This window comes from Paraburkholderia sp. J76, assembly GCF_905220295.1.
Taxonomy (GTDB): domain Bacteria; phylum Pseudomonadota; class Gammaproteobacteria; order Burkholderiales; family Burkholderiaceae; genus Paraburkholderia.
The window spans coordinates 121,430-133,385 of the sequence record NZ_CAJMZJ010000018.1; the positions used below are offsets into that span (position 1 = coordinate 121,430).

The 11,956-nt window shown below is 66.3% G+C and carries 11 protein-coding genes; 3 read left to right on the forward strand and 8 right to left on the reverse strand.

All coding sequences use genetic code 11. The annotated features are described in order from the left end of the window. Positions 1-10: 10 nt before the first annotated feature. From prmC to U5768_RS28195, 4 genes are all read right to left on the reverse strand, one after another. The gene (prmC, locus tag U5768_RS28180) at positions 11-880 is read right to left on the reverse strand and encodes a peptide chain release factor N(5)-glutamine methyltransferase (protein ID WP_322033606.1); all 870 of its coding nucleotides are present in this window, start codon (positions 878-880) and stop codon (positions 11-13) included. Between the two features lie 13 nt (positions 881-893). After that, positions 894-1,976 carry a peptide chain release factor 1 gene (prfA, locus tag U5768_RS28185; protein ID WP_322033607.1) on the reverse strand — a complete coding sequence of 361 codons (1,083 nt, stop codon included), beginning with the start codon at positions 1,974-1,976 and terminating at the stop codon, positions 894-896. Positions 1,977-2,081: 105 nt separating this feature from the next. Then, positions 2,082-3,443 carry a glutamyl-tRNA reductase gene (gene hemA, locus U5768_RS28190; protein ID WP_415913985.1) on the reverse strand — a complete coding sequence of 454 codons (1,362 nt, stop codon included), beginning with the start codon at positions 3,441-3,443 and terminating at the stop codon, positions 2,082-2,084. 27 nt (positions 3,444-3,470) lie between these two features. Then, a complete protein-coding gene (locus U5768_RS28195; protein ID WP_322033639.1) occupies positions 3,471-4,217 on the reverse strand; it encodes a response regulator transcription factor in 747 nt (248 codons plus the stop codon). Between the two features lie 195 nt (positions 4,218-4,412). On the opposite strand from U5768_RS28195, the gene U5768_RS28200 reads away from it, so the two are divergent. From U5768_RS28200 to U5768_RS28210, 3 genes are read left to right on the forward strand one after another with little or no spacing between them, the layout of a single operon-like run. Continuing rightward, entirely contained in the window at positions 4,413-4,670 is a 258-nt protein-coding gene (locus U5768_RS28200; RefSeq protein WP_322033608.1) for a hypothetical protein, read from the forward strand. A gap of 50 nt (positions 4,671-4,720) precedes the next feature. Further along, positions 4,721-6,535 (forward strand): aminopeptidase P family protein, encoded by a 1,815-nt coding sequence (locus U5768_RS28205; protein ID WP_322033609.1) that lies wholly within the window; start codon positions 4,721-4,723, stop codon positions 6,533-6,535. A 35-nt stretch (positions 6,536-6,570) separates the two neighbouring features. Further along, positions 6,571-7,194 (forward strand): HAD-IA family hydrolase, encoded by a 624-nt coding sequence (locus U5768_RS28210; RefSeq protein ID WP_322033610.1) that lies wholly within the window; start codon positions 6,571-6,573, stop codon positions 7,192-7,194. 25 nt (positions 7,195-7,219) lie between these two features. On the opposite strand, the gene U5768_RS28215 is transcribed toward U5768_RS28210, so the two are convergent. The 4 genes from U5768_RS28215 to ychF form a co-directional block, all read right to left on the reverse strand. Further along, on the reverse strand, positions 7,220-8,374 hold the full coding sequence (locus U5768_RS28215) for a DUF748 domain-containing protein (protein WP_322033611.1): 1,155 nt from the start codon (positions 8,372-8,374) through the stop codon (positions 7,220-7,222). 201 nt (positions 8,375-8,575) lie between these two features. After that, positions 8,576-10,240: an energy-dependent translational throttle protein EttA gene (gene ettA, locus U5768_RS28220; protein WP_322033612.1), complete on the reverse strand. Its 1,665-nt coding sequence runs from the start codon at positions 10,238-10,240 to the stop codon at positions 8,576-8,578. Between the two features lie 190 nt (positions 10,241-10,430). Next, complete coding sequence (locus U5768_RS28225; RefSeq protein WP_322033613.1) at positions 10,431-10,727, reverse strand: DUF3761 domain-containing protein; 297 nt, start codon at positions 10,725-10,727, stop codon at positions 10,431-10,433. 83 nt (positions 10,728-10,810) lie between these two features. Next, entirely contained in the window at positions 10,811-11,905 is a 1,095-nt protein-coding gene (ychF, locus tag U5768_RS28230; RefSeq protein WP_322033614.1) for a redox-regulated ATPase YchF, read from the reverse strand. Between the last annotated feature and the right edge of the window lie 51 nt (positions 11,906-11,956).

The following is an 11,956-nucleotide window of genomic DNA, read 5'->3' on the forward strand; positions in this document are numbered from 1 at the left end:
GGGCCGGGCGCTACCGGGAGCGCTCCTGGCCGGAGGGCGGCAGCAGACGGCCTCCGCTGATGCGCTCGATGCCGGCCAGATCGCGCTCGGAGCGCACCTGGGCGAAACCGGCGCTTTCCAGCAACGCCCGCACCGCCGCCGCCTGGTCGTAGCCGTGCTCCATCCAGAGCACGCCGCCCGGCGCGAGCCACGCGGATGCGCCCGCGACGATCGCGCGCAGGGCGGTGAGACCATCGGCTTCGTCGGTGAGCGCCCCGCGCGGCTCGAAGCGCAGGTCGCCTTGCTCCAGATGCGGATCGCCGCTCGCGATATACGGCGGATTGCTCACGATCGCCTCGAATCGCAAGGCCGGGTCGAGCGTGTCGTACCAACTGCCCGCGACGAACGCGAGCGCTGCGCCGGGACGCCGCGCGTCGAGCAGCTTCGCGGCGTTGCGCGCGGCGACTTCGAGCGCGGCCGCAGAGCGATCGACGGCCCAAACGCGCGCGTCCGGACGCGCCGAAGCGAGCGCCACGGCAATCGCGCCGCTGCCGGTGCCGAGGTCGAGCACGCGCGGCCGGGCAATGCCTTCGAGCGCCGCGAGCGCGGTTTCCACCAGCAACTCGGTATCGGCGCGCGGAATCAGCACGTCGGGCGTCACGTCGAAGTCGAGGCCGTAGAACTCGCGCGCGCCCACGAGTTGCGCGATGGGCTCGCCTCCCACGCGCCGCGCTTCGAGTGCGCGGTAGGCCGCTGCGGGGCTGGCTTCGAGCGCCTCGTCGCCGCGCGTGATGAGTTCGGTGCGCCGCCACCCGAGCACGTGCATCAGCAGGATGCGTGCTTCGAGGGCGGGCAGCGGCGAGGCGCGCAGCAGAGCCTCGGCGGTAACGGCTTCGCTCATTGTCGACGCGCGCTCAATCCGCGTCGCCCAGCGATGCAAGCTGCTCGGCCTGATGCTCGGACACGAGCGCGCCGATCAGCTCGTCGAGGTCGCCGTCCATGATCCCTTCGAGGCGATACAGCGTGAGATTGATGCGGTGATCGGTGAGCCGCCCCTGCGGAAAGTTGTAGGTGCGAATGCGCTCCGAGCGGTCGCCCGAGCCCACGAGGCTCTTGCGCGTGGCCGCTTCCTTCGCGTGCTGCTCCTGATACTGCTTGTCCTTGATGCGCGCGGCGAGCACCTTGAGCGCGCGGTCCTTGTTCTTGTGCTGCGAGCGGTCGTCCTGGCACTCCACGACGATGCCGGTGGGAAGGTGCGTTACGCGCACGGCCGAATCGGTCTTGTTGATGTGCTGGCCGCCCGCGCCCGAGGCCCGGAACGTGTCGATGCGCAGGTCGGCGGGATTGATCTCGACTTCGCCGATCTCGTCGGCTTCGGGCATCACCGCGACCGTGCACGCCGACGTGTGGATGCGGCCCTGCGTTTCGGTCGCGGGCACGCGCTGCACGCGATGGCCGCCCGACTCGAACTTGAGCGTCGAGTACGCGGCCTCGCCCGCGATGCGCACGATCACTTCCTTGTAGCCGCCGAGATCCGACTCGCTTGCCGACATCATCTCGATTTGCCAGCGGCTGCGCTCCGCGTAGCGCAGATACATGCGCAGCAGGTCGCCCGCGAAGAGCGCCGATTCGTCGCCGCCCGTGCCCGCGCGGATTTCGAGGAACACGTTGCGGCCGTCGTTGGGGTCCTTCGGCAGCAGCATCATCTGCAATTCGTGCTGAAGCTGGGCCATGCGCTCGCGCGCGGCCTTCATCTCGTCTTCGGCGAAGTCGCGCATCGAGGCGTCGGACAGCAGATCTTTGGCGGCGCCCTCGTCGTCTTTGGCCTGACGCCACTGGCCGTAGTGCTCGACCACGGGCCCCAGTTCAGCGTGCTCGCGCGTGAGCTTGCGGTACTGATCGCGGTTCGAGGTCACATCGGGACGGCTCAACAGGTCGTTCAGCTCGGCCAGGCGCGTAGTCAACTGGTCGAGCTTCGATTGCATGCTCGTTTTCATCGGGCGGTGCGGAGCGGGCTCCGGATAGAACTGCGAGAAAGAAGAAGAGGGCGGGCGGCCCGCTCGTGCGGGGCACGCACGGCGCGCGCCCGGGCGCGAGCGCCGCTAACGGTCCGAAGAACCGGAAAAGTCGGACGAGTCGGAGGCGTCCGGCGAATCCGCGGAACGCGAGGCGGCGCCGTCGACCTTGACGGGCTGGCCGTGGCGGTAGAAGCCGCCCATCAGTTCGATGAGCGAGTCGCGCTGATCGCCGCTCGACGTGTTGAGCGCATGCGTCGGACCGTGGATCAGCTTGTTGGTGAGCGACTGCGACAGCGCTTCGAGCACGGCCGCCGGGTCGTCGCCGCGCGCGAGCATCTTGCGGGCGCGTTCGAGTTCGGCGCGGCGCAGCGCGTCGGCCTGCGTATGCATGTGGCGGATGACCGGCACGATGCTGCGCGAGTCGAGCCACTGCATGAAGTTCGCCACGCGCGATTCGATGATCGTTTCGGCTTGCGCCACGGCGGCCTGGCGCGAAGCATTGCCTTCGCGCACGATCGTGCCGAGATCGTCGACGGTATAGAGGAACACGTCTTCGAGCTGGGCGACTTCGGGCTCGATGTCGCGGGGCACCGCGAGGTCGACCATGAAAATGGGGCGGTGACGCCGCGCCTTCACCGCACGCTCGACAGCGCCGAGCCCGATGATGGGCAGCGTGGACGCCGTGCACGAAACGATGATGTCGAACTCGTGCATGCGCGTGGGCAAGTCGGAAAGCGGAATGGCGCGGCCGCCGAAACGTTCGGCAACGTAACGCCCGCGCTCGGCGGTGCGATTGGCGACCACCAGTTCGCGCGGCTGCTGCGCGGCGAAGTGCGCCGCGCACAGTTCGATCATTTCGCCCGCGCCGATGAAGAGCACGCGCTGGTTGGCGATCTTGTCGAAGATGCGCTGCGCGAGACGCACGGCAGCGGCGGCCATGGAAACCGACTGCGCGCCGATTTCGGTCGAGCTGCGCACTTCCTTCGCCACGGCGAAGGTACGCTGGAACAACTGGTTCAAATAGGTGCCGAGCGCGCCAGCCTCGGTCGCGGTGCGAACCGCGTTCTTCATCTGGCCGACGATCTGGGTTTCGCCGAGCACCATCGAATCGAGCCCCGAAGCCACCCGGAACGCATGACGTACCGCTTCGGACTGCGGCAGCGTATAGACGTGCGGCGCAAGTTCCTCTTCGCGGATGCCGTGATAGTGCGAAAGCCAGCTCACGGCGGCGTCGCGCGAGCTTTGCGCGTCGGTCGCGCAGTACAGCTCGGTGCGGTTGCAGGTGGAGAGAATGGCGGCTTCCGGCGCGCTCAGTGAACGCTTGCCGGACCACGCTTCCTTGAACAGGGCGAGCGCGGGCTTGATCTGTTCGAGCGGAAACGCCACGCGTTCGCGCAAGGCGACGGGCGCGGTGTGGTGATTGATTCCGATCGTTAGAAGCTGCATACCATGGGGGCGAGATTTAGGCGGATATTATAACTTTTCCTCGCTTCCGACATTCGCGGCGACAGAGTCCGACATTCCGGTGGTTGATATGGGGAGCCTTTCGAGCTGGTAGCCGAAGCCGTACAACGTGGTCAAACGCCAGCCGTGCTCGGGTCCGAGCTGTAATTTGCTGCGCAGCCGCGAGGCGTGCGTGTCCAGCGTGCGCGACCGAACGTCGCGGTTCAGGTTCCACACCGTTTCGAGGATGCGCGCCCGAGAAACGGGGCGCGATGCGTTGGTGAACAACAGCAGCGCGAAGCGGTATTCCTTGGGCGTGAGCGTGACGGTCTGGCCCCGAAACGACACTTCGTAGCGGCCCGAATCGAAGAGGTAGTCCCCAAAACCATGACGCGCGCGGTTGCGCGGCCGGCGCACGCCGGCGCGGCGCAGGAGGGCGTCGATGCGCGCGAGCATTTCCGGGCCGCGCACCGGTTTGGCGATGCAATCGTCCGCGCCGGCCTGCAGGCTCGCGACGATTTCGCTCTCGTGCGGCGCGAGCATCAGCGCAATGGCCGGCAGACCGGGGAGCAGCTTGCGTGCTTGGGGGATGAGGTCGTCGGCGCCGGCGTCGCCGCACCACCATGCCGCGATCAACAGGTCGAAGGTTTCGTCTTCGAGCGTTTCGAAGAGTTGCGCGCCGAGCGGGAAGTGGTGGCATGCGTGCCCACCCGCAATGAGCAGGCGGACGATCGTTTCAGCCTGACGGGCGTCTGGTTCGACAAGGGCGATTCGCATACGAGAGAGTGCGGCTGGGGTGGCCCGGACGCGCTTGCGTTGCGCCATCCTGCCCCCTACACTCAAGCGCTACGCGGGAAGCGCCGAGCCGACCGTTTTCCAGTTTTAATAGAGACTAACCAAGTTACAAATGCTAGCTCCCGTGCTTCGGCAGTCCTATCAGACTTATCTGAAAACCTATAGGACAAGTCTTTAATGGGCTGGCCTGGTATCGCCCTGCTTGGTCTGGTGGTGGGCTGTGCGGGATGGTGGCTCCATCCGTTGCGCCGCGCCGCGCGTCCTTCGCTCGCGCTGGCGGTCGTCGCCGGCGTGCTGGGCGCGACGCTCGCGAACGCGGCGGGCAGCGCGACCGGTCTTTTCTACGATGGTGAACTGCTCCAGTGGCCGCTTTGCACGGCGCTCGCGCTCCTTTTCGTGGGCGTGTGCGTGGCGGTGCGCGCGCGACGAAGCTAGCCCGAGACATCGCCCCGGTTATCCGCTTGGAATTCTTCGCAGGTGAAAACATGAACGCCCGACTCCCCGAAACCTCTTCCATTCCCGAACGCATCGCCGCCTTGCGCGCCGCGATGGCGCGCGCCGGCGTGGACGCCGCCCTCGTGCCGTCCGCCGATCCGCATCTGTCCGAATACCTGCCGCGCCGCTGGCAGGGGCGCGAGTGGCTGTCGGGCTTTACCGGCTCGGTGGGCACGCTCGTGGTGACGAAGGATTTCGCGGGCGTCTGGGTGGACAGCCGCTACTGGGTGCAGGCCGGGCAGCAACTCGCGGGCACCGGCATCCAGCTCATGAAGATGATGGGCGGCCAGCAGAGCGCGCCGCACATCGACTGGCTCGCGCAGAACGTCAGCGCGGGCGGCGCGGTGGCCGTGGACGGCGCCGTGCTCGGCGTGGCCTCGGCGCGCGCGCTGGCCGACGCGCTCAAGGCGCGCGACGTCGCGCTGCGCACGGACCTCGATCTGCTCGACGACGTCTGGCAGGGCCGCCCGTCGCTGCCGCTCGAGCCCGTGTACGAGCACGTCGCGCCGCACGCCGACACGAGCCGCGCCGGCAAGCTCGACCAGGTGCGCCGCGCGATGCAGGAAAAGGGCGCGCAGTGGCACTTCGTCTCCACGCTCGACGACCTCGCCTGGCTCTTCAACCTGCGCGGCGCGGACGTGAACTACAACCCCGTGTTCGTCGCGCACGCGCTGATCGGGCCGGACGACGCGACGCTCTTCGTCGCCGACGGCAAAGTGGGCGACGCGCTCGTGCAGTCGCTCGCGAAGGACAACGTGCGCGTCGCACCGTATGCCGAGGCCGCCGCCGCGCTCGCGGCGCTGCCCGCCAAGGCCGCGCTGCTCGTCGATCCGCGCCGCGTGACGTATGGCTTGCTACAGGCGGTGTCGTCGGCGGTGAAGCTGGTGGAGTCGGTCAACCCGAGCACGTTTTTCAAGTCGCGCAAAACCGCCGCCGAAGCCGCCCACGTGCGCGCGACCATGGAGCAGGACGGCGCGGCGCTTGCCGAATTCTTCGCGTGGTTCGAGGCGGCGCTGGGCCGCGAGACCATTACCGAGCTGACCATCGACGAAAAGCTTTCCGCCGCGCGTGCGCGCCGCGCGGGCTTCAAGTCGCTCTCGTTCGCGACCATCGCGGGTTTCAACGCGAACGGCGCGATGCCGCACTACCGCGCCACGGCCGAATCGCACAGCGTGATCGAAGGCAACGGCCTGCTGCTCATCGATTCGGGCGGCCAGTACCTCGACGGCACCACCGACATCACGCGCGTCGTGCCCGTGGGCACGCCGAGCGCCGAGCAAAAGCGCGATTTCACGCTCGTGCTCAAAGGCATGATGGCGCTCTCGCGCGCGAAGTTTCCGCGCGGCATCCGCTCGCCGATGCTCGACGCCATCGCGCGCGCGCCAATCTGGGAAGCGGGCGCCGATTACGGTCACGGCACGGGCCACGGCGTGGGCTACTTCCTGAACGTGCACGAGGGCCCGCAGGTCATCTCGCACTACGCGCCGGCCGAGCCGTGGACCGCGATGGAGGAAGGCATGATCACTTCGGTCGAGCCGGGCATCTACCGGCCGGGCAAGTGGGGCGTGCGCATCGAGAATCTCGTGCTCAACCAGCCCGCCGAAACCACCGAATTCGGCGACTTCCTGAGCTTCGAGACGCTCACGCTCTGTCCGATCGATACGCGTTGCATTGATCTCGCGCTCTTGCGCGCGGATGAGCTCGAATGGCTCAATGCGTACCACCAGACGGTGCGCGTGCGCGTGGCGCCCCATGTGAGCGGCGACGCGCTCGCGTGGCTAAAAAAGCGCACTCAGCCGATCTGATTTCCCGGTATTCAGACAAGCGGAGCGAGATACGCATGACGATCAAGGCAGTGGTATTCGATTTCGGCGGGGTGCTCGTGGACTGGAGTCCCGAGTATCTCTATCGCAAGCTGATTCCCAACGACGACGAACGCCGCTGGTTTCTCACGCACGTCTGCAAGATGGATTGGGTGGTGCGCCAGGACGGCGGCGAGCCCATCGCCGTGGGCACCGACGAACTGGTCGCGGCGTTTCCCGCGCATGAAGCGCTCATTCGCGCGTTCTACGAGCGCTGGCACGAGATGATCGGCGGGCTGCTCGCCGGAGGCGTAGCGACGTTCGAGCGGCTGGAGGCGGCGGGCATGCCGATCTTCGGCCTCACGAACTGGTCCGCCGAGACGTTTCCGTGGGCGTGGGAGCGCTTCGGCATCCTGCGGCGCTGCCGCGACATCGTTGTCTCGGGCCGCGTGAAGCTCGTGAAGCCCGATCCGGCAATCTTCCACGAGATGTTTCGCCGTATCGAAGCGCAGTTGCCGGGCGTAAAGCCCGCGGAACTCGTTTTCATCGACGACAACGCGCACAACGCCGCCGCCGCCACGGCGCTCGGCTGGCACGGCGTGCACCACACGAGCAACGCCGCCACCGACGCGAAACTGCGCGAACTCGGCCTGCCGGTCTAACCCCGCCGAAGCTGGCCCCCGCGCGTTATTTCGATGCGGGCGCCGGCGCCGCCGGCTGCAGCAGACTGCGCAGCGCATCGGCGATGCCCTTCGCGGTTTGGCCGGCACCCTTCGCCACGCCCTCCGCGCTCACGCCGAGCGCCTGCGCAAAGCCCGCGCGCAGCTCCGTTGTCAGGTTTTCGTTCAGCCTGAACTTCGGGTCGCGCAGGTTGCCGTCGAGTACGAAATGCAGCGTGATCTCGCCCTTGTGCGCTTTCAACGCGGCTACGGCGGCGCGCGTCGGAATCGACAGGAAGGTATCCACGGCGTCGCCGCTTTCCGCAAGTTGCAGGTTGTGCAGCGTAACGGTGCCCGGCGCGTGCAGGTGATAACCGCGCACGGTCGAGGTGAGATCGAGGTCGAGCGTGCCGCCCGTCACGTTGGCCTTGGCTCCAGCTTTTTTCAGCAGATAAGGATCGAGCGTGCGCACATCGACGCCGCGCAGCGTCGTGTGGAGTTGCGAGTCCTTGCTCGCGATCTGCATCCAGCCGTTGAACGTCACGCGCCCCGTGTGCTGCGGGCCGACGACATTGCCCGTGACCGAAACGCGAGTGGGCTCCGTCAGCGCGGGCAGATGGATGTTGTCGACGCTTGCCTGCGCGCCGTTCACCGTGACGCGCCACGGCGGATTGCTGGCCGCCCGGTCGTAAAAGTCGAATACGCCGTTTTCGAAAGCGATATGGTCGATGATCTTTTCCGGCGGCAGACCGCTTTCTCCCTGCGCGCCGCCCGCGGACGTACTTTGCGACATCTCTTCGCGCAGATTCGGCAGGATCAGGGTCGAGCCGCTTGCCTGGCGCAGCACCGTCAACGTGAAGTCGCTCACGGTGATCTCGCGAATATGCACGCGGTGCGAGAGCAGCGCGCGCAGGTCGGGCGTGATCTTGATGCGCGCGGCGCGCAGCGTGTCGGGGGTGGGCCAGTTGGGCGGCGGCCGCAGGTGTACGTCGGTGAGTTCGACGGACGAGAGATCGAACGCCACGTTCACGCTGGCGGCCGTGCCGACAGGCGCAAGCGCGCGCTCCACGTAGGCTTTCGCCTCGCGCTGCAGCGCGTAGAGCGTGCCGAGCGCCGCGAGCGCGAGCACCGCGACGACGATCGCCACGATGAGGAGAACACGGTTGCGCAGCGGCATCGCCATACGGAATTCCTTTCGTGGACGGCCGGAGTTCAGGCTCGGAGTTTGGGTCTTACGTGACCCTGGGTGCCACCAAGCGTAGCGCTTTCAAGCAACCGCCATGCCGCGCGTGCCGCTGGAACGGCAACGGCGGCACGCGGGCCGCCGTTGTTGCCGCCGTTGTCGCTATCGATCCAGCGCGCCAGCCGGCCGAGCGGTTGCCGGTTAGCGGCTGATCGGCTTGTAGCGCAGACGCTTCGGACGCGCCGCTTCCTCGCCCAGACGCTTGATCTTGTCGGCTTCGTATTCCTGATAGTTGCCGTCGAAGAACGTGACCTGCGAGTCGCCTTCGAACGCGAGGATGTGCGTCGCGATACGGTCGAGGAACCAGCGATCGTGCGAAATCACCATCACCGAACCCGCGAATTCGAGCAGGGCGTCTTCGAGCGCGCGCAGCGTTTCGACGTCGAGGTCGTTCGACGGTTCGTCGAGCAGCAGGACGTTGCCGCCCGAAATCAGCGTCTTGGCCAGATGCAGACGGCCGCGCTCGCCGCCCGAGAGATTGCCGACGATCTTCTGCTGATCGCCGCCCTTGAAGTTGAAACGGCCGATATAGGCGCGCGACGGCGTTTCGTACTTGCCCACCGTCAGCACGTCCGCGCCGCCCGAGATTTCCTCGAACACGGTCTTGCTGGAAGCCAGCGCGTCGCGGCTCTGATCGACGTAAGCGAGCTTGACCGTCGGGCCTTGCACGATCTCGCCCGAGTCCGGCTGCTCCTTGCCCGTGAGCATGCGGAACAGCGTGGACTTACCGGCGCCGTTCGGCCCGATGATGCCGACGATCGCGCCCGCCGGAATCTTGAAGCTGAGGTTGTCGATCAGGAGACGATCGCCATACGACTTGCTGACGTTCTTGAATTCGATGACTTCGTTGCCCAGACGCTCGCCCGCCGGAATGAAGATTTCCTGCGTTTCGTTGCGCTTCTGGTAATCCGAACTCGACAGTTCCTCGAAGCGCGCAATACGCGCCTTCGACTTCGCCTGACGGCCCTTCGGGTTCTGGCGCACCCACTCCAGTTCCTTCTTGATGGCCTTCTGGCGCGCCGATTCCGTCGCTTCTTCCTGCTTCAGGCGCTCTTCCTTCTGGTCGAGCCAGCTTGAATAGTTGCCCTTCCAGGGAATGCCGTGGCCGCGGTCGAGTTCGAGAATCCACTCGGCGGCGTTATCGAGGAAGTAGCGGTCGTGGGTCACGGCGACGACGGTGCCCGGGAAGCGCGTCAGGAACTGTTCGAGCCACTCGACCGATTCGGCGTCGAGGTGGTTGGTCGGCTCGTCGAGCAGCAGCATGTCGGGCTTTTCGAGCAGCAGCTTGCACAGCGCGACGCGGCGCTTTTCGCCGCCGGAGAGATTGCCGATCTTCGCGTCCCAGGCCGGCAGGCGCAGCGCATCGGCGGCGATTTCGATCTGCTGTTCCGCGCTGCCGTCGGTCGTGGCGAGAATGGCTTCGTACTTCGCCTGTTCTGCGGCGAGGGCGTCGAAGTCGGCGTCCGGCTCCGCGTAGGCGGCGTAAATTTCGTCGAGCTTCTTCTGCGCGTTGAACACGTCGCCCAGACCTTCTTCCACGGCTTCGCGCACCGTCTTTTCCGGATCGAGCTGCGGTTCCTGCGGCAGATAGCCGATGTTGAGGTTGGGCATCGGCGTGGCTTCGCCTTCGATGTCCTTGTCGACGCCAGCCATGATCTTGATGAGCGTGGACTTGCCCGAGCCGTTCAGGCCGAGCAGGCCGATCTTCGCGCCCGGGAAGAACGACAGCGAGATGTCTTTGAGGATCTGGCGCTTGGGCGGCACGATCTTGCCGACCCGGTTCATGGTGAAGACGTATTGGGCCATGAGTGTGTCTTTGGAAAACGGAAAAAAGGGGAGCGCCCGGCGCGACTGCGTTGCCCGAACCTCGAATGGGGTGATGCTTCAACGCGCTATTGTAAAGCGCGCGCGGGATATCGTGATTTGATGGCGAAGCCCGCTTTCGAGCGGGCTTTTTTGTCGGCGCTTTGAGACCTGGGCGGCGCGCGATGCGCGCTCACAGCCACTGCGCGACGCCGCCGTGGCGCGAACAAGTGCCGCTGTGGTGGCGGCTGAAACTGTATGTGCCGTCGCGGCATTGCGCGCTCGCGCCTTCGGGCGCGCGGCCCGAGCGCGTATGCGCGGGCGAGTGAACGGCTTGACCGTCGCGGTTCACATAGCCGCGATGGTTGTCGAGATCGGATTCGTCGGGCGCGGCGTAGGTGCCCGGCGACGGCTGGAACGCGAAGGCCGGCGCGGCGAGGCACAGCGCGAAGGCCGCGGCGGCGAGCCGCGCGGAAAGTCTCGTTGTCATTGTTCTTCTTGGTGGGCGCGGCGGTTCGCGCGCGAATCGCCGCTGTAAAAAAGCCCGCTCGAAAGCGGGCTTGCGCATTGCCTTTAGACGTTGAACAGGAAGTTCATCACGTCGCCGTCGTGCACGACGTATTCCTTGCCTTCGGCGCGCATCTTGCCGGCTTCTTTCGCGCCGGTTTCGCCCTTGAACTGGATGTAGTCGCCGAACGCGATGGTCTGCGCGCGGATGAAGCCGCGCTCGAAGTCGGTATGGATCACGCCCGCGGCCTGCGGGGCCGTATCGCCCACGTGGATCGTCCACGCGCGCACTTCCTTCACGCCCGCGGTGAAGTAGGTTTGCAGGCCGAGCAGCTTGAAACCCGCGCGGATCACGCGGTCGAGCCCCGGCTCTTCCATGCCCATGTCGGCGAGGAACGCGATCTTGTCTTCGTCGTCGAGATCGGCGATTTCGGCTTCGATCGCGGCGCACACGGCCACGACCGGCGCGCCTTCGGCTTCGGCGTGCTTGCGCACGGCGTCGAGGTACGGGTTGTTCTCGAAGCCGTCGTCCTTCACGTTCGCGACGTACATCGTCTTCTTCGCCGTAATCAGGCAGAACGGCTTGAGGAGCGCCTGTTCGTCCTCGTTCAGGTCGAGCGCGCGCACGGGCTTGGCCTGATCGAGCTGCGCGCGCACTTTTTCCAGCACGGCGACGAGTTTCGCGGCTTCCTTGTCGTTGCCCGATTTGGCCGCCTTCGAGTAGCGCGTGAGCGACTTTTCGACGGTGCCGAGGTCGGCGAGCGCGAGTTCGGTGTTGATGACTTCGATGTCGGAGAGCGGATCGACCTTGCCCGCCACGTGGATCACGTTGTCGTCCTCGAAGCAGCGCACGACGTGCGTGATCGCATCGGTTTCGCGGATGTTCGCGAGGAACTGGTTGCCCAGACCTTCACCCTTGCTCGCGCCCGCCACCAGACCCGCGATATCGACGAACTCGACCACGGCCGGCACGACGCGCTCAGGCTTGACGATGTCCGAGAGCGCCTTCAGACGCGGATCCGGCACTTCGACCACGCCGACGTTCGGCTCGATGGTGCAGAACGGGTAGTTTTCGGCCGCGATGCCCGCCTTGGTCAGCGCGTTGAAAAGGGTGGACTTGCCGACGTTAGGCAAGCCGACGATGCCGCATTTGAGGCTCATGAAAATCTCTGCATGTCAGGGTGGTGACGTGCGGCTCGCCGCGCGCGAAGC

Bases quoted from the DNA above. Each gene is read 5' to 3' on its own strand.
- prmC (WP_322033606.1), bottom strand. From the start codon at position 880: ATGAGCGAAGCCGTTACCGCCGAGGCTCTGCTGCGCGCCTCGCCGCTG.
- prfA (WP_322033607.1), bottom strand. From the start codon at position 1,976: ATGAAAACGAGCATGCAATCGAAGCTCGACCAGTTGACTACGCGCCTG.
- hemA (WP_415913985.1), bottom strand. From the start codon at position 3,443: ATGCAGCTTCTAACGATCGGAATCAATCACCACACCGCGCCCGTCGCC.
- U5768_RS28195 (WP_322033639.1), bottom strand. From the start codon at position 4,217: ATGCGAATCGCCCTTGTCGAACCAGACGCCCGTCAGGCTGAAACGATC.
- U5768_RS28200 (WP_322033608.1), top strand. From the start codon at position 4,413: ATGGGCTGGCCTGGTATCGCCCTGCTTGGTCTGGTGGTGGGCTGTGCG.
- U5768_RS28205 (WP_322033609.1), top strand. From the start codon at position 4,721: ATGAACGCCCGACTCCCCGAAACCTCTTCCATTCCCGAACGCATCGCC.
- U5768_RS28210 (WP_322033610.1), top strand. From the start codon at position 6,571: ATGACGATCAAGGCAGTGGTATTCGATTTCGGCGGGGTGCTCGTGGAC.
- U5768_RS28215 (WP_322033611.1), bottom strand. From the start codon at position 8,374: ATGGCGATGCCGCTGCGCAACCGTGTTCTCCTCATCGTGGCGATCGTC.
- ettA (WP_322033612.1), bottom strand. From the start codon at position 10,240: ATGGCCCAATACGTCTTCACCATGAACCGGGTCGGCAAGATCGTGCCG.
- U5768_RS28225 (WP_322033613.1), bottom strand. From the start codon at position 10,727: ATGACAACGAGACTTTCCGCGCGGCTCGCCGCCGCGGCCTTCGCGCTG.
- ychF (WP_322033614.1), bottom strand. From the start codon at position 11,905: ATGAGCCTCAAATGCGGCATCGTCGGCTTGCCTAACGTCGGCAAGTCC.